17 protein-coding genes are annotated in these 15,964 nt (G+C 73.3%); 14 read left to right on the forward strand and 3 right to left on the reverse strand.

The genetic code is table 11. From position 1 onward, the window contains the following. Window positions 1–9: 9 nt before the first annotated feature. Together ACFWEG_RS00310 and ACFWEG_RS00315 are read right to left on the reverse strand one after the other, a co-directional pair. Window positions 10–1,350 carry a sensor histidine kinase gene (locus ACFWEG_RS00310; RefSeq protein ID WP_387207449.1) on the reverse strand — a complete coding sequence of 447 codons (1,341 nt, stop codon included), beginning with the start codon at window positions 1,348–1,350 and terminating at the stop codon, window positions 10–12. 165 nt (window positions 1,351–1,515) lie between these two features. Further along, the gene (locus tag ACFWEG_RS00315; RefSeq protein WP_387207450.1) at window positions 1,516–2,727 is read right to left on the reverse strand and encodes a sensor histidine kinase; all 1,212 of its coding nucleotides are present in this window, start codon (window positions 2,725–2,727) and stop codon (window positions 1,516–1,518) included. Window positions 2,728–2,966: 239 nt separating this feature from the next. Between ACFWEG_RS00315 and ACFWEG_RS00320 the strand changes: the two genes are divergently transcribed. The 14 genes from ACFWEG_RS00320 to ACFWEG_RS00385 all read left to right on the forward strand — a co-directional run bounded on the left by ACFWEG_RS00320 (window position 2,967) and on the right by ACFWEG_RS00385 (window position 15,323). Beyond that, window positions 2,967–3,368: an NADH-quinone oxidoreductase subunit A gene (locus tag ACFWEG_RS00320; RefSeq protein ID WP_387207451.1), complete on the forward strand. Its 402-nt coding sequence runs from the start codon at window positions 2,967–2,969 to the stop codon at window positions 3,366–3,368. Next, complete coding sequence (locus ACFWEG_RS00325) at window positions 3,359–3,964, forward strand: NADH-quinone oxidoreductase subunit B (RefSeq protein ID WP_387207453.1); 606 nt, start codon at window positions 3,359–3,361, stop codon at window positions 3,962–3,964. Before ACFWEG_RS00320 ends, ACFWEG_RS00325 begins: the two co-directional genes overlap by 10 nt. Next, the gene (locus ACFWEG_RS00330; protein WP_387207455.1) at window positions 3,961–5,193 is read left to right on the forward strand and encodes an NADH-quinone oxidoreductase subunit C; all 1,233 of its coding nucleotides are present in this window, start codon (window positions 3,961–3,963) and stop codon (window positions 5,191–5,193) included. Before ACFWEG_RS00325 ends, ACFWEG_RS00330 begins: the two co-directional genes overlap by 4 nt. Continuing rightward, the gene (locus ACFWEG_RS00335; RefSeq protein ID WP_387207457.1) at window positions 5,190–6,158 is read left to right on the forward strand and encodes an NADH-quinone oxidoreductase subunit H; all 969 of its coding nucleotides are present in this window, start codon (window positions 5,190–5,192) and stop codon (window positions 6,156–6,158) included. The genes ACFWEG_RS00330 and ACFWEG_RS00335 overlap by 4 nt, the downstream gene beginning before the upstream one ends. After that, window positions 6,158–6,727 carry a NuoI/complex I 23 kDa subunit family protein gene (locus ACFWEG_RS00340; RefSeq protein WP_387207459.1) on the forward strand — a complete coding sequence of 190 codons (570 nt, stop codon included), beginning with the start codon at window positions 6,158–6,160 and terminating at the stop codon, window positions 6,725–6,727. Before ACFWEG_RS00335 ends, ACFWEG_RS00340 begins: the two co-directional genes overlap by 1 nt. Next, window positions 6,727–7,353, forward strand: a complete 627-nt coding sequence (locus ACFWEG_RS00345) for an NADH-quinone oxidoreductase subunit J (RefSeq protein WP_387207543.1) — start codon at window positions 6,727–6,729, stop codon at window positions 7,351–7,353. The genes ACFWEG_RS00340 and ACFWEG_RS00345 overlap by 1 nt, the downstream gene beginning before the upstream one ends. Further along, complete coding sequence (gene nuoK, locus ACFWEG_RS00350) at window positions 7,353–7,724, forward strand: NADH-quinone oxidoreductase subunit NuoK (protein ID WP_387207461.1); 372 nt, start codon at window positions 7,353–7,355, stop codon at window positions 7,722–7,724. Before ACFWEG_RS00345 ends, nuoK begins: the two co-directional genes overlap by 1 nt. Further along, window positions 7,721–9,715 (forward strand): NADH-quinone oxidoreductase subunit L, encoded by a 1,995-nt coding sequence (locus ACFWEG_RS00355; protein ID WP_387207463.1) that lies wholly within the window; start codon window positions 7,721–7,723, stop codon window positions 9,713–9,715. Before nuoK ends, ACFWEG_RS00355 begins: the two co-directional genes overlap by 4 nt. A 9-nt stretch (window positions 9,716–9,724) precedes the next feature. Then, the gene (locus ACFWEG_RS00360) at window positions 9,725–11,461 is read left to right on the forward strand and encodes a NuoM family protein (RefSeq protein ID WP_387207465.1); all 1,737 of its coding nucleotides are present in this window, start codon (window positions 9,725–9,727) and stop codon (window positions 11,459–11,461) included. Then, window positions 11,458–12,960 carry an NADH-quinone oxidoreductase subunit N gene (locus ACFWEG_RS00365; protein ID WP_387207467.1) on the forward strand — a complete coding sequence of 501 codons (1,503 nt, stop codon included), beginning with the start codon at window positions 11,458–11,460 and terminating at the stop codon, window positions 12,958–12,960. The genes ACFWEG_RS00360 and ACFWEG_RS00365 overlap by 4 nt, the downstream gene beginning before the upstream one ends. Before the next feature lie 120 nt (window positions 12,961–13,080). Continuing rightward, window positions 13,081–13,536, forward strand: coding sequence for an MscL family protein (locus tag ACFWEG_RS00370; protein ID WP_387207469.1), 456 nt, complete (start codon window positions 13,081–13,083; stop codon window positions 13,534–13,536). 145 nt (window positions 13,537–13,681) lie between these two features. Next, entirely contained in the window at window positions 13,682–14,545 is an 864-nt protein-coding gene (htpX, locus tag ACFWEG_RS00375; protein ID WP_387207471.1) for a zinc metalloprotease HtpX, read from the forward strand. Beyond that, window positions 14,542–14,934 carry a YccF domain-containing protein gene (locus ACFWEG_RS00380; RefSeq protein ID WP_387207473.1) on the forward strand — a complete coding sequence of 131 codons (393 nt, stop codon included), beginning with the start codon at window positions 14,542–14,544 and terminating at the stop codon, window positions 14,932–14,934. Before htpX ends, ACFWEG_RS00380 begins: the two co-directional genes overlap by 4 nt. A gap of 116 nt (window positions 14,935–15,050) precedes the next feature. Then, window positions 15,051–15,323: a GlsB/YeaQ/YmgE family stress response membrane protein gene (locus ACFWEG_RS00385; protein ID WP_387207475.1), complete on the forward strand. Its 273-nt coding sequence runs from the start codon at window positions 15,051–15,053 to the stop codon at window positions 15,321–15,323. Between the two features lie 84 nt (window positions 15,324–15,407). Here the strand turns inward: ACFWEG_RS00385 and ACFWEG_RS00390 are convergent, their stop codons facing one another. Beyond that, window positions 15,408–15,896: a YajQ family cyclic di-GMP-binding protein gene (locus ACFWEG_RS00390; RefSeq protein ID WP_387207477.1), complete on the reverse strand. Its 489-nt coding sequence runs from the start codon at window positions 15,894–15,896 to the stop codon at window positions 15,408–15,410. Window positions 15,897–15,964 lie beyond the last annotated feature (68 nt).

Consider the following 15,964-nt stretch of genomic DNA (forward strand, 5'->3'; position numbering starts at 1 on the left):
GGCGCGCGGTCAGGGGCGCAGGGGCAGCTGCGCCGTGATCCGGGTGGGGCCGCCGGCGGGGGAGTCGACGACCAGGACGCCGTCGACCGCGCCGATCCGCTCGGCCAGCCCGGCGAGGCCCGAGCCGGTGGCGGTGCCCGCCCCGCCGGCGCCGTCGTCGGTGACGAGCAGCATCAGCCGGTCGGCCGAGCGCCACACGTCGACGGTCGCCCGGGTCGCGCCGGAGTGCTTGCTGACGTTCTGCAGCAGCTCCGAGACGGTGAAGTACGCGATGCCCTCGATCGCCGGGACCGGCCGGACGGCCTGCCCGCGGGCGTCGACGAGGTCCACGTCCACCGCGACCGGCACCGTGCAGCGGGCGGCGAGCGCGGAGAGCGCCGGGCCGAGGCCGCGGTCGGTCAGGATCGCCGGGTGGATGCCGCGGGCCAGGTCGCGCAGCTCCTGCAGGGCGATCTTGACCTCGCCGTGCGCCTCGTCGACCATCCGCGCGGCCGCCTGCGGATCCTCCGCCAGCCGCTCCTTGGCCAGCCCGAGGTCCATCGCCAGGCTGACCAGCCGGGCCTGCGCCCCGTCGTGCAGGTCCCGTTCGATCCGCCGCAGGTCGGCGGCGGCGGTGTCGACGACCACGCCCCGGTCGGACTCCAGCTCGGTCACCCGCGAGGCGAGCCGCGAGGGCCCGAGCAGCCCGGTGACGAGCAGCTTGTCCACGGCGACCAGGCTGCGGACGACCCACGGGGTGACGAGGACGAGCGGCAGCCCGGTCAGGCTGGTCGCGAACACCTCGAACGTCGAGTCCAGGTACACGTTGTGCGTCCCGTCGCCGTAGAGCTGCACGCCGTCGACGCCGACGAAGACCGGGAACACCCACTGCCACAGCGGGTAGGTGAGCAGCGCCCAGCCGTACGCCCAGAAGGTGAGGGCGACGGTGAAGGCGAAGACGGCCCACGGGAAGTGCAGCAGCATGTAGAGCGCGTGCCGCCAGGAGACGCCCGACTTCAGGGTAGCGCCGATCCAGCCCGTCGGGCCGCCCGTGCGGGCCCGCAGCGGCTCCGGCTCGGCGACCCGCGCGCCCAGCAGCGCCCGGGCCCGCGCCCGCTCCACGACGCCGAGGCCCCGCAGCCCGGCGAGGCCGGCGGCGAGCACCGGGATGCCGAGGAAGGTGACGAGCAGTCCGGCGCCGAGGGACAGCGCGGTGACCCCGAAGGTGAACATCACGATCGCGATCGGCAGGCTGAGCATCAGGTAGCCCAACTCGCGCCAGGTCCGCGCCTCGAAGGGGGCGCGGAGCGCCGGCGGGACGAGGTGCCGCCGGGCGGGGGAGGGGTGGTCTCCGTACAGGTCCGTGGCCATCGTCGATGCCGTCCGTTTCTCTCGGCGCGTGCCGCGCTCGTCCGTCCCTCAAGGCTCCCGCCCGGGCCGGCCGCGGACCATGAGGCGGGTCTCCGTCTTCGTGCGGGGGTTTCCCCCACCCCCGGGCCCCGCGGCGAGCTCCCGGGGCGGGCGCATGCGGCCGGTTCAGCCCGCCGCGCGGTCCCGCCACGGCAGCTCCGCGGTGACCGTCGTGGGTCCGCCCTGCGGGGAGGCGACGGTGAACAGGCCGTCCACCGCGCCCAGTCGGTCCGCGAGCCCGGCGAGCCCGGAGCCGCCGCCGAGGTCGGCGCCGCCCTCGCCGTCGTCCTCGACCTGGAGCAGCACCCGGTCCCCGGAGCGCCACACCTCCACCGAGGCGCTGCGCGCCCGGGAGTGCTTGCTGACGTTCTGCAGCAGCTCGGAGACGGTGAAGTACGCGATGCCCTCGATGGCGGGGGCGGGCCGCTCCGCCAGGTCGACCGTCACCTTCACCGGCACCGTGCAGCGCGACGCCACCGACGACAGGGCGGCGTTCAGCCCGCGGTCGGTGAGGATCGCGGGGTGGATGCCGCGGGCCAGGTCGCGCAGCTCCTCCAGGGCGAGCTTGATCTCGCCGTGCGCCTCGTCGACCATCGACGCCGCGGCCTCCGGGTCGCTCAGCAGCTTCTCCTTGGCCAGGCCGAGCCCCATGGCGAGGTTCACCAGCCGGGCCTGCGCCCCGTCGTGCAGGTCGCGCTCGATGCGGCGCAGGTCGGCGGCGGCCGTGTCGACCACCACCCCCCGGTCCGACTCCAGTTCGGCGATCCGCCGCTCCAGCTCGTCGGACGGCGACAGCAGGCCGCGCGCCATCGCCCGGTCGGCGTTGGTCAGCCCGCGGGCGATGTACGGCAGCACCGGCCAGGCGACGAACAGCGCGGTCAGCACGACGGTGAACGTGGCGATCCCCCACGGCAGCCGGATCACCCCGAACAGCAGGGCCCGCCACGCCACCGGGTCCTTCAGCTGCGCCCACAGCCAGCCGAAGAACCCGCCGGCGTCGCCCTGCAACTGCCGCGACAGCGCGCTCGGCTCGTCGATCCGCATCCGCAGCAGCCGCCGGGCGCGGGCCCGCTCGGCCCGGCCGTACAGCCGGGACCCGCTCAGCCCGCCGGCGAGCAGCGGCAGCCCGACCACCGTGACGGCGAGCCCGCCGCCGGTCGCGATCAGCGTCAGCGCGTAGACGAGGCCGACGATCCCGTACGGCAGGTTCGCGAGCAGGTAGGCGATCTCCCGCCACGTCTGCGCCCCGAGGGCGAACCGGGCGGGCGGCAGCGGCTCCTCGGGACCGGGTCCGGAGCCGGGTCCGTGGGCGGAGGGCGGGGCGGCGTGTGCGGTCATGGCGCAAGACTGCCGGGCGGTGCGGGCGGTCCGCCATGGGGAATGCCGCTCGCCCGGGCCGGGGGTTTTCCCCACCCCGGCCGGACGCGGCCGCACCCCGCGGCGTTCCGCGAGGCGGACGCGGCTGCCTCCCGTGACCCCACCAGGCCCTAGACTCCCGTCCGTACGACACGTCGGGAGCGTGTCGCGGGCGCCGAGTGCGCGACGACGGCCGGAGAACCAGGGAGCGAGGGGCGGACGTGCCGGAACCCACCGGGCAGACCGTGCTCGCGGCGGACTACTTCGACAGCTACGGGGTCGTCGGACTGCTCGCGGTCGTCGGCGTCCTGTTCGTCGCCGTCGCCTTCGGGGCCGGCCGGCTGCTCAGACCCGTCGTGCCGACACCCGAGAAGCTGCTCACCTACGAGTGCGGCGTGGACCCCGTCGGCGAGGGCTGGGCGCACACCCAGGTCCGCTACTACGTCTACGCGTTCCTCTACGTCATCTTCGCCGTCGACTCGATCTTCCTCTTCCCGTGGGCGACGGTCTTCGCGGCGACCGGTTTCGGGGCGACGACGCTGGTGGAGATGTTCGTCTTCCTCGGCTTCCTGACCGTCGGTCTGCTCTACGCATGGAAGAAGGGCGTCCTGGCATGGACGTGACCCCCCTGCCCGCGCCCAGGCTCGGCACGCTGTCCCGGCTCGCCCCCGAGCCGATGAAGGTGGTCCTCAACTGGGGCCGCCGCTACAGCCTCTGGGTCTTCAACTTCGGCCTCGCCTGCTGCGCGATCGAGTTCATCGCCGCGTCGATGGCCCGCCACGACTTCATCCGGCTCGGCGTCATCCCCTTCGCGCCGGGCCCGCGCCAGGCCGACCTCATGATCGTGTCGGGCACGGTCACCGACAAGATGGCCCCGGCCGTCAAGCGGCTCTACGAGCAGATGCCCGAGCCGAAGTACGTCATCTCCTTCGGCGCCTGCTCCAACTGCGGCGGCCCGTACTGGGACTCGTACTCCGTCACCAAGGGCGTCGACCAGATCATCCCCGTCGACGTCTACGTCCCCGGCTGCCCGCCCCGGCCCGAGGCGCTCCTGCAGGGCATCCTCAAGCTGCAGGAGAAGATCGCCCGCGAGTCCCTGGGCGAGCGGTACACCCGCCCCTCCCCTGCCCAGCTCACCAGCGGCCTGGTGGCGCCGCCGGCACCGGACGCCCCGGCTGCCGGCCCCTCCCGCCCCTCGGCGTCGGAGGACTCGGCGTGAGCGACCACGACCGGCTCCCGGAGGCCGCCGCCGAGCTCTTCGGCGAGGGCGCGACCGGCGCGCGCGCCTACGACCTCCTCACCGTCGACGTCCCGCCGGGCGCGTGGGTGACGGCCCTGGAGACCGCCCGGGACACCCTCGGCTGCACCTACTTCGACTGGCTCAGCGCCGTCGACGAGCCCGGCACCGGCTTCCGCGTCTGCGCCCACGTCGCCGCGCTCGGTCCCGGCTCCGTGCGCCGGCTGCTGCTGCGCACCACCGTGCCGCACGACGCCCCTCGCCTCCCCACCGCGGTCGCCGTCTACGCGGGCGCGGCGTGGCACGAGCGCGAGACTCACGAGATGTTCGGCGTCGTCTTCGACGACCACCCGGGGCTCGACCCGCTGCTTCTCCCCGAGAACTTCGAGGGCCACCCCCTGCGCAAGGACTTCGTCCTCGCCGCGCGGGTCGCCAAGGCCTGGCCCGGGGCCAAGGAGCCCGGCGAGGCGGCCGCGGGGCACGCCGGCCCCAAGCGCCGGCAGATGCTCCCGCCCGGCGTCCCCGACCCCAACGACTGGGGCCCCCTCAAGGGCCAGCTCCCCCCGGCCCCCGCCCGCCCGGCCCGCACCCCCCGCGCGGGCGCGGCGGCCGGCGCGGGCGCCGGTGCGGACCGGCCCGTCCGCCGCACCCGCTCCGTCTCCGAGGGCTCCGCGAGCCAGGCGGCGGCGCCCGATGCGGCGGCGCCCGACGTGGCGGCGCCCGCTTCCGTGCCGGAGCGTTCCACCCCGGACGGTCCTGCCCCGGACCGTCCCGCCCCCGACCGTCCCGTCCGGCGCTCCCGTTCGGCCTCCCAGGGGTCCGTCAGCCAGACGCCCGCGCCCGACCCCGACGCCCCGCCGGCCGAGGTCCCGGCCGGCCCGGCGGAGGCGGCCCCGCGCACCCGGCGGAACCGCAGCGTGAGCGAGGGCTCCGCGAGCCAGGCCCCGGCGCCCGCCGCTCCGGCTCCGGAGCCCGCTCCGGAACCCGCCCCCGCCCCCGCGCCGGAACGCCCCGCCGCCCCGACCACCCGCAGCTCGGACGCCCCCTGGCACCAGCCCCGCCCGACCTTCGACGCCGAGGCCCCCGCCGAGCCGTCCGCCCCCGAGCCCCCGGCGGGCGGTGACGCCGCACCCGACCCCACGGCCCGCACGCGTCACCGCGACCGCCCCGACGCCGACCCCGACACCCCCGCCGGAGGCCACCCCGCATGAACGACGCCCTCGACGTCGGTCTCCGCCTCCTGCTCGTCTTCGCCGCCTTCCTCGTGCTGCCCCTGGTCGTCGGCCAGACCGAGCACAAGGTGATGGCCCACATGCAGGGCCGGCTGGGCCCGATGTACGCCGGCGGCTTCCACGGCTGGGCGCAGCTCGTCGCGGACGGGGTGAAGTTCGCGCAGAAGGAGGACGTGGTCCCGGCCGCCGCCGACCGCCGCATCTTCCAGCTCGCCCCCGCCGTCGCCCTGCTGCCGTACCTCCTCGTCCTGATCGCGATCCCCGTCGGGCCGGGCGACGGCGCCGTGGGCGCGGTGGTCGACGCCGGCGTCTTCTTCGTGCTCGCCGTGATGGGCGTCGGCGTCCTCGGCTCGCTGATGGCCGGCTGGGCGTCGGCGAACAAGTTCTCCCTGCTCGGCGGCCTGCGCACCGCGGCGCAACTGCTCTCCTACGAGCTCCCGATGCTCCTCGCCGCCGCCTCCGTCGCGATGGCGGCCGGCACGGTCTCCTTCCAGGGCGTCCTCGACGCGTTCGAGTGGTGGTGGCTCCCCTGGCAGATCGTCGGCGCGGTCGTCTTCTTCGTGGCCGGCCTCGCCGAACTGCAGCGTCCCCCGTTCGACATGCCCGTCGCCGACTCCGAGATCATCTTCGGCGCCTACACCGAGTACACCGGCCTGCGCTTCGCGCTGTTCCTGCTCGCCGAGTACGCCGGCATCGTCGTCCTGTGCGGGCTCACCACCGTCCTGTTCCTCGGCGGCTGGCACGGCCCCTGGGGCGCCGACGGGCTCGGCTGGTTCTGGACGCTGCTCAAGACGGCCGTCCTCGCCTTCGTCGTCATCTGGCTGCGCGTCTCCTACCCGCGCCTGCGGGAGGACCAGTTGCAGAAGCTCGCCTGGACCACCCTCGTCCCGCTCGCCCTCGCGCAGATCGCGCTCACCGGAATCGTGAAGGTGGCGATCCAGTAATGGCTCCCGTCCCGGGGTCCGGCCTGGCCAAGGGCCTCGCCGTCACCCTCCGCACGCTGACGAAGAAGACCGTCACCGAGCAGTACCCCGAGGTCCAGCCCGAGCTGCCGCCCCGCACCCGGGGCGTCATCGGCCTGTTCGAGGAGAACTGCACGGTCTGCATGCTCTGCGCCCGCGAGTGCCCCGACTGGTGCATCTACATCGACTCCCACAAGGAGACCGTCCCGCCGGCCGCCCCCGGCGGCCGCGAGCGCAGCCGCAACGTCCTCGACCGCTTCGCGATCGACTTCTCCCTCTGCATGTACTGCGGGATCTGCATCGAGGTCTGCCCCTTCGACGCGCTGTTCTGGTCCCCGGAGTTCGAGTACGCCGAGACCGACATCCGCGAGCTCACCCACGAGCGCGACAAGCTCCGCGAGTGGATGTGGACCGTCCCCGCCCCGCCCGCTCTCGACCCCGGCGCCGAGGAGCCCAAGGAGATCGCCGCCGCGCGCAAGGCCGCCGACAAGCTCGCCGCCGCCCGCCGAGCCGAGCAGCCGGCCCCCGCCCGCGAGGAGGGCCCCGCGTGATCCCCGCCGCGGCCGCGGCCCACCCCGGCTTCCTCTCCCCGTCCGGCGTCGAGATCGCCTTCGTCCTCGTCGGGCTCGTCACCCTCGGCGCCGCCCTGATCTCCGTGACCACCAGGCAGCTGGTGCACGCCGCGCTCTGGCTGGTCGTGGCCCTCGGCGGCATCGCGGTGGAGTACCTGCTGCTCACCGCCGAGTTCATCGCCTGGGTGCAGGTCCTCATCTATGTCGGCTCCGTCGTCGTCCTCCTGCTGTTCGGCCTGATGCTCACCCGCGCCCCCATCGGCCGCTCACCGGACGCCGACTCGCCCAACCGCCTCGTCGCGGCCGGCGTGGCGGCCGTCGCCGCCGCCGCCCTCGTCTGGGTCGTCGTCGACGCCTTCCGCACCCAGTGGATCGACCTCGACGTCCCCCAGGGCACCACCGAGCAGGCCGGCGTCTTCCTCTTCCGGCACTGGGTGCTCCCCTTCGAGGCGCTCTCCGTCCTGCTGCTCGCGGCCCTGGTCGGCGCGATCGTCCTGTCCCGCAGGAACGGCGGGCCCGACGGCGGTGCCGCGGCCCCCGAGAGCCCCTCCGCCCCGGCCCCCGGCGACACCTCCGGCGACACTCCCGAGAGGCAGGCCCCCTGATGCACCTCGCCTACCCCGCCGTCCTCGCCGCCCTGCTCTTCTGCGTCGGCCTCTACGGCGTCCTCGCCCGCCGCAACGCGATCCTGGTCCTGATGTCCGTCGAGCTGATGCTCAACGCCGTCAACCTCAACCTCGTCGCCTTCGACGTCTGGCTCCGCGACACCCTGCACTCCGGGCAGGCGCTCACCCTCTTCACCATCGCGATCGCGGCCGCGGAGATCGGCATCGGCCTCGCCGTCGTCCTGATGGTGTACCGCAACCGCGGCACCTCGGACATCGACCGGCTCCGCGACACCGCCGAGTCCCCCACGACCCCCGGCCCGGGCGCCGACGACCGGACCCCCGAGCACCCCGAGGCGGCCGCCGCGTGACCACCACGACCCTCGCCGTCCTCGTCCCCCTGCTGCCCTTCCTCGGCGCGCTCGCCGGCCTCCTCACCGGCCGCACCGCCCCCGGCTTCGCCCGCCCCCTCGCCGTCCTGCCGACCCTGGCCGCCCTCGGCCTCGCCGTCCTCGTCGCGGTCCGCCAGGACGGCGGACCCGCGATCGACGCCGCCACCGAACTCACCCCCACCGGCTCGGTCCCGATCGAGCTGGCGCTGCACCTCGACGGGTTCGCCGTCCTCGTCGCCGTCCTCGTGACGCTCGTCGCCTCCTGCGTCCAGGTCTACTCGACGGCCTACCTCCGCCACGACCCCCGCTACCCCTCCTACACGGCCCTGGTCTCGCTGTTCACCGCCGCGATGCTCCTGGTCGTGTACACGGGCGACCTCATGGTGCTGCTCGTCGGCTGGGAGGTCATGGGCATCTGCTCGTACTTCCTGGTGGGCCACTACTGGGAGACCCCGGAGGCCCGCGCGGCCTCCCTGAAGGCCTTCCTGGTCACCAAGCTGGGTGACGTGCCCTTCCTGATCGGGCTCTTCGCGCTCGCCGCGGACACCGGCTCCTTCCGGATCACCACCGTCCTGGACACGGTCGCCGCCGGCGGACTCGACCACCCCACCGTGATCGCCCTGCTGCTCCTCGCGGGCGTCGCGGGCAAGTCCGCCCAGTTCCCGCTCCACACCTGGCTCCCCGACGCTATGGCCGGCCCCACCCCCGTCTCGGCGCTCATCCACGCCGCCACCATGGTCGCGGCCGGCGTCTACTTCGTCGCCCGCCTGCTGCCGGTGTTCGCCGCCTCCGCGGCCGCCATGGTCGTCATGGCCCTGACGGCCGCCGTCACCATGCTCGGCTCGGCGCTCGCCGCCCTCGCCCAGGACGACGTCAAGCGCGTCCTGGCCTACTCCACCATCGGCCAGCTCGGTTACATGACCGGAGCGCTCGCCGTCGCCGCCCCCGGCGCCGCCGTCTTCCACCTCATCGCGCACGGCGCCTTCAAGGCGCTGCTGTTTCTCGGCGCGGGCGCGCTCATCCACGCCGCCGGCACCAACTCGCTGGCCGCCATGTCCCGCATGAACGGCGTCGCCCGGCGTGCCCCCGACGCCTACTGGACGATGACCGTCGCCCTCCTGGCGCTCGCCGCGATCCCCCCGTTCGCCGGCTTCTTCTCCAAGGAGGCCGTCCTGGTCGCCGCCGAGCACGCGGCCCTCGGCGACACCCCGGCCGCCCCCCTCGCGGCCGGCTGGACCGTCCTGACGTCCGGGCTCCTGACGGCCCTGCTCACCGCCGCCTACGCCATCCGCCTCTGGCTCCTCGCCTTCCGCGGCAGCGGCGCCGACGCCCCCGACCACGGCCGTGAGCCGCTCGCGATGACAGCCGTGCTGTGGCTCCTGACCCTGCCCACCATCGGCTTCGGCCTGACCGTCGGACACCTGGACGAGTGGTTCGACAGCGAGCCCCTCACCCCCACGGTCGTCACCGCGATCCTCGGCACCGGCGTCGCCCTCGTCGGCGGACTCGTCACCTACGGCGCCTGGCGGCACACCACCGCCATGGCCGCACGCCCCCCGCTGGGCGCGGTCGCCGCCCACCCCGACGCCGACCCCGCCACCTCCGAGGCGGAGGCCATCGCCACCCACGCCCCCGCCTACGGCGACATCGCCTCGGCCCCCGACCCCACCGACCCCGGCCGCCTCCTCCTGGGCCGCCTCCACCGGCACGCGGCCGCCGGCTTCCACCTCGACGCCCTCTACTCCGCCCTCTTCGTCCGCCCCGTGGTGGCCGGGGCCCGCCTGGTGCGGTTCCTCGACCGCGAGGTCGTCGACACCTACGTGCGCGGGGCCGGCGCCGCACCCCGGCTGCTCGGCCTGGCCGTCCGCCGTGCCCAGACCGGCAACGTCCAGACCTATCTGAGCGCGCTCCTCGCGGGGTCCGTCGTCCTGGCCGTCACGGTCGTCCTCGTCGCCACCGCCGGAGCGTGAGCAGCAGCCATGATCGACATCAGTGACTCCGCGATGCAGCTCCTGCTGCTCCTCGTCGTGGCCGGCCCCCTCGTCGGCGCCGCGGCCGCGCTCCTCCCCGCGCCCCCGGGACTGCGGGGGAGGTCGCCCGACCAGGCCGTGCTCCGGCACGGCGTCACGGTCACCGGCCTCGTCCTGCTCGCCGCGCTCGCCCTGGCCCTGGGCTTCGACCGCGAGCGCTCGGCCGTCATGCAGGCCACCACCGACGTCAGCTGGATCCCGGCGCTCGGCGTCCGGCTCCACTTCGGCATCGACGGGATCTCGCTCCCGCTGCTCGTGCTGACCGCGCTCCTGACCTTCCTGTGCGCGCTGTACGCCTACTTCAACCCGCCCGCGGGCCCGTCGGCCAAGGGCCTCGTCGCGCTCGTCCTCGTCCTGGAATCGGGCACGCTGGCCACCTTCGCGGTCCTCGACCTCCTCCTGTTCTTCCTCGCCTTCGAGATGGTCCTGATCCCGATGTACTTCCTCGTCGCCCGCTGGGGCGGGGAGGGACGGGGCCCCGCCGCCTGGAAGTTCGTGCTCTACACGCTGCTCGGTTCAGTTGTCATGCTGCTGGGCCTCCTCCTCGTCGGTGTGAGGAGCGGCACATTCGACATGATGGCACTCGCCACTGACAACGCCCCCGCGCTCACCACATCCGTGCAGGTCACAGCCGTTCTGGCGGTCGGGATCGGCCTCGCGGTCAAGACCCCGATGTGGCCGCTGCACAGCTGGCTCCCCGACGCCCACACCGCCGCCCCGACCGTCGGGTCCGTCCTGCTGGCCGGTGTGATGCTGAAGATGGGCACGTACGGGTTCGTCCGGATCCTCGTGCCGGTCGCCCCGGACGGGATGCGCGTGCTGGCCCCCTACCTCGCCGCCTTCGCCGTCGCCGGGATCGTCTACGGCTCGCTGGCCTGCCTCGCGCTGGCCCGCCGCGGCGCCGGCGGCGACATCAAGCGGCTGATCGCCTACTCCTCCGTCGGCCACATGGGATTCGTCCTGCTCGGCATCGCCTCGATGACCCCGACCGGGATCAACGGGGCGCTGTTCGCCAACATCGCCCACGGGCTCGTCACCGGCCTGCTCTTCTTCCTGGTCGGCAGCCTCAAGGACCGCACGGGGACGACCGACCTCGACGCCCTCGCCGGCGGCTCCGGCGCGGCCCTCTACGGCCGGACGCCCCGCCTCGGCGGCCTGTTCGCGTTCGCCGCCGTCGCCTCCCTCGGCCTCCCGGGCCTGGCCGGCTTCTGGGGCGAGATGCTCGCCCTGTTCGGGGCGTTCGACCCGGGTGACGGGATCGGCCGGCCCGCCTTCCTCGTCTTCACCGCGATCGGCGCGTTCGGCACGCTGCTCACCGCCGCCTACCTCCTGGTCGTCGTCCGCCGCCTGTGCATGGGGCCGGCCCCCGCTCCGACCGCCCCGGTCGACGGCGCTTCCGAGGCCCCGCTCGTCGGCGCACCCACGGCCGCCGCCGCGGCGCCGAAGGCCTACGCCCCGGCCGGCACCCTCCCCGCGCGGACCGCCATCGACCCGCAAACGAAGGCCCCTACAGCGGGCGAGCCCGCCGGCGGCCGGCTGAGCGGTATCCCGGACGTCCGGCCGTACGAGCTGGCCACCTGGACGCCGCTTGTCGTCCTCACCGTCGTCGCCGGTCTCTGGCCCGCGCTCCTCCTGGGCCTCACCGACCCGGCCGTGCAGCAGCTGTTCACCGGAGGCACGTCGTGAGCAACCTCGTCCAGTCCGTCGACTGGCCGGCGATCGCCCCGCCCACGCTCACGGCCCTCGTGGCGCTGGTCGTCCTGGTCGCCGACCTGTTCCTCCCCGCGGAGCGCAAGAACCTGCTGGGGTGGCTCTCGATCGCCGGTCTGGCGGGAGCGCTGGCCCTCCTGGTGCCGCTCCTCGGCGACGACCGCTCGACCTTCTGCCTGACCGAGGGCCCCGAGGCGTGCAGCTACACCGCAGACGCCTTCGCCCTCGTCATCCAGCTCCTGGTCCTCGGGGCCGCCCTGCTGACCGCTCTCATGTCGACGGCCACCGCCAGAGAGCTGCCCCAGGGGGAGTACTGGTTCCTGCTGCTCTCGTCCGCGGCGGGCGCCGCCCTGCTGCCCGCCTCGCGCGACCTCGCGACCCTGATCGTCGCCCTTGAGGTGGCCTCCCTGCCGGCCTTCGCCCTGGTCGGCCTCAAGCGCGGCGACCGGCGGTCCTCGGAAGCGGCCCTGAAGTTCTTCCTCTCCTCGGTCACCGCCACCACCGTTTCCCTGCTCGGCGTCAGCTTCGTCTACGCGGCCACGGGGTCGCTGCACCTGACGACCGTCGCGCGCGCGGACGTCGATCCGCGACTGACCGTCCTCATGCAGACGGGCGTCGTCCTCACGCTCGTCGGCTTCGCCTTCAAGACCGCCGCCGCCCCGTTCCACTTCTGGGTGCCCGACACCTACATCGGCGCCCCGCTCCCCGTGGCCGCCTACCTCTCGGTCGTCGGCAAGGCGGTCGGCTTCTCAGGACTCGTCCTCCTGGCCGTCGTCGCCTTCCCCGACCACGGCGACGTCTGGGGACCGGCGCTCGCCGCGCTCGCCGCGCTCACGATGACCCTGGGGAACACCGCCGCCCTGCGCCAGGACCCCTCCCGCGACCGCAGCGCGGTCCGGCTGCTCGCCTGGTCCTCCATCGGCCAGGCGGGCTACCTCCTGGTGCCGATCGCGGCGGCCGCCTACGGCGACGGGGAGCGGTCCGCGGGACAGGTCGTCGGTTCGACGGTCGCCTACGCGCTGATGTACGCCGCCGTGAACCTCGGCGCCTTCGCCGTCGCCGCCCTGGTGGGCCGCCGGCACGGCCTGAACCGCCTGTCCGACTACCAGGGCCTCTACGCCACCCACCCGCTCGCCGCGCTGTCGCTGGCGTTCTTCCTGCTGTGCCTGGCCGGCCTGCCGCCCGGCATCGTCGGCCTGTTCGCCAAGGTCACGGTCTTCCAGGCCGCCGTCGACGCGGGCCTCGGGTGGCTGGCCGTCCTCATGGCCGTCAACGTCGTCATCGCGCTCGTCTACTACCTGCGGTGGACCGCGCTCCTGTTCCGCGCGCCCGCCGACCCGCAGGAAGCGCCCTCCGCGCGGAGGCGCGTTCCGCTGCCGCTCGCCCTGAGCATCGCCCTGGCGGCCGTCCTCGGAATCGTCCTCTCCGGAGCCCCCCAGCTCGTCCTCCGCTTCGCGGACACCACGCTCTTCTGACGCTTCCGCCACCCTTCACACCCGTGTTCGACACGCGGACCCGCATTCCTGTTACGGTCCGGGACGCCCACCGGTGGCGGCGGGCGTCCGGGTTCCACCGTCCTGAGGGAGAGCAGCAGCGTGTTCGACGGCTTCAAGGCCTTCATACTCCGCGGCAACATCGTCTCGACCGCCGTGGGTCTGGCGATCGGTGTCGCCTTCACGGCCCTGGTCACCGGCTTCACAGAGGCGTTCATCAGCCCGCTGCTCGGTGCGGCGACCGGTGCGGTGGGCGACTACAGCAAGGCCCACTTCGAGTTCTCGGGCGTCGATTTCCCCTACGGCAAGTTCGTCAGCGCCTGCATCGCCTTCACGATCACCGCTTTCATCCTCTACTTCCTGATCGTCGCCCCCATGGCCAAGCTCCAGACCCGCCTGGAGGGCCCCAAGACGGTCGACATCAAGGCCGCCCTCAGGGACTGCCCCCGCTGCTTCGCCGAGATCCCGGGCATCGCCTCCCGCTGCCCCCAGTGCACCAGCGACGTGGAGTCCGACCCCGAGGCACTCGCTCTGGCCAGGGACGTCCTCAAGAAGTGACCCCTTCGGCGGCATCCCGCCCGTGCGCACAAGGGAACTAGCTCCGCTCGCCTGGCGTTGACCTTGCAGGGAGGGTCCACTGAGGAGTGGAAGCAACCCAGCAACCAGTCGATGGTTCCCCACCGCACCACTGGGAGGGCGTACCGTGCACCGCCGGCACAACGGGCTGAAGACCGCCGTACTACTCGGCGGTCTCTCCGCCCTGATCCTCGTCATCGGCAGCTTCTTCGGCCGTACGGGCCTGATCGTCGCCCTGTTCGTTGCCCTCGGCGCGAACGCGTACGCGTACTGGAACAGCGACAAGCTGGCCCTGCGCGCCATGCGGGCGCGACCGGTCAGCGAGTTCGAGGCCCCGCAGCTCTACCGCATGGTCCGCGAGCTCTCCACCCAGGCCCGGCAGCCCATGCCGAGGCTCTACATCTCGCCCACCGAGGCCCCCAACGCCTTCGCCACCGGCCGCAACCCGCGCAACGCGGCGGTCTGCTGCACCGAGGGCATCCTGCGGCTGCTCGACGAGCGCGAATTGCGCGGTGTCATCGGGCACGAGCTGAGCCACGTCTACAACCGCGACATCCTGATCTCCTCCGTCGCCGGGGCCCTCGCCTCGGTGGTGATGTTCCTGGTGAACTTCGCCTGGCTCATCCCGGTCGGCCGCTCCAGCGACGACGACGGACCGGGTCTGTTCGGCATGCTCCTGATCATGATCCTCGGCCCGCTCGCCGCCTCGATCATCCAGCTCGCCGTCAGCCGCTCGCGCGAGTACGAGGCGGACGCGTCGGGAGCCCAGCTCACCGGGGACCCGCTCGCCCTCGCCAGTGCCCTGCGCAAGCTGGAGGCGGGCACCAAGCAGCTCCCGCTGCCGCCGGAGCCCCGTCTGGAGACCGCGAGCCACATGATGATCGCGAACCCCTTCCGGCCCGGCCAGGGCGCCGCCAAGCTGTTCTCCACCCACCCGCCCATGGCCGAGCGGATCGCCCGGCTCGAGCAGATGGCAGGCCCCCGCCCGTGAAGACCCTCCTGAACGTCGTCTGGCTCGTCCTCTGCGGGTTCTGGATGTGCCTCAGCTACCTCGCCGCAGGCCTGCTCCTGTGCATCACGATCATCGGCATCCCGTTCGGCCTGGCCGCCTTCCGGATCGGCGTCTACGCCCTGTGGCCGTTCGGGCAGACCGTGGTCGACCGGCGCGACGCCGGCGCGCCCTCGTGCGTCGGCAACGTGCTCTGGCTCGTGCTGGCCGGCTGGTGGCTCGCCCTGGGGCACGTGATCACGGGGGTCGCGCTCTGCGTCACGATCATCGGCATCCCCTTGGGCATCGCCAACTTCAAGCTGATCCCCGTCTCCCTCATGCCGCTCGGCAAGGAGATCGTGCCCACCGACCAGCCCTTCGCCGCGCGCTAGGACGCGCGACCGGACGCCCCCTGGGGGGCGTTCACGCGCAACTACCGCCCCGTCCCCGGACGTCCTCCTTCCCGAACGGCCGTTTGGCGCGGTCGAAGGGAAGGCAGGTTGACGGCATGACCATCATCGGCTGGATCGTCCTCGGACTCGTCGCAGGCGTCATCGCCAAGGTCCTGCTGCCGGGACGCGACCCGGGCGGCATCATCGGGACCACCGTCATCGGCGTCGTCGGCGCGTTCCTCGGAGGCTGGCTCTCGGCGCAGGTCCTCGACCGCCCGGTCGGACACGACTTCTACGACGCGGGGACCTGGCTCGCCGCGATAGCCGGGTCGCTGGTGCTGCTGATCCTGTACCGCATCTTCTTCGGGCACTCCCGCGAGCGGCGATAGCCGGGCCCCGCAGGGACGGGTCGACGACGACGGGCGGGTACCGGGGACGATCCCGGCACCCGCCCGTCGTGGACGATCCGCGCGTCAGCGGTAGTTGACGAACTGGATCGCGAAGTCGAAGTCCTTCTCCTTGAGCAGCGCCTGCACCGCCTGGAGGTCGTCACGGCTCTTGGAGGAGACGCGCAGCTCCTCGCCCTGCACCTGCGCCTTGACGCCCTTGGGGCCCTCGTCGCGGATCGTCTTCGCGACCTTCTTGGCGTTCTCCTGGGAGATGCCCTCCACGATCGACGCGAAGAGCTTGTACTCCTTGCCGGACAGCTGCGGCTCGCCCGCGTCCAGCGACTTCAGCGAGATACCGCGCTTGATCAGCTTGCTCTGGAAGATGTCGAGGATGGCGAGCACCCGCTCCTCGCCGCTCGCCTGCATCAGGATCTTCTCGCCCGTCCACGCGATCGACGCGTCGGTGCCCTTGAAGTCGTAGCGCTGCGAGATCTCCTTGGCGGCCTGGTTGAGGGCGTTGTCGACCTCCTGCCGCTCGACCTTCGAGACGATGTCGAAACTGGAGTCGGCCATGTCCTGTGGCTCCTTGCGTCGTGTTGCCGGTGTGAGGGACTGCTCCTTGTGCGGCGTCAAGCCTAGTC

It is taken from the genome of Streptomyces sp. NPDC060194 (genome assembly GCF_042728285.1).
Classification (GTDB): domain Bacteria; phylum Actinomycetota; class Actinomycetes; order Streptomycetales; family Streptomycetaceae; genus Streptomyces.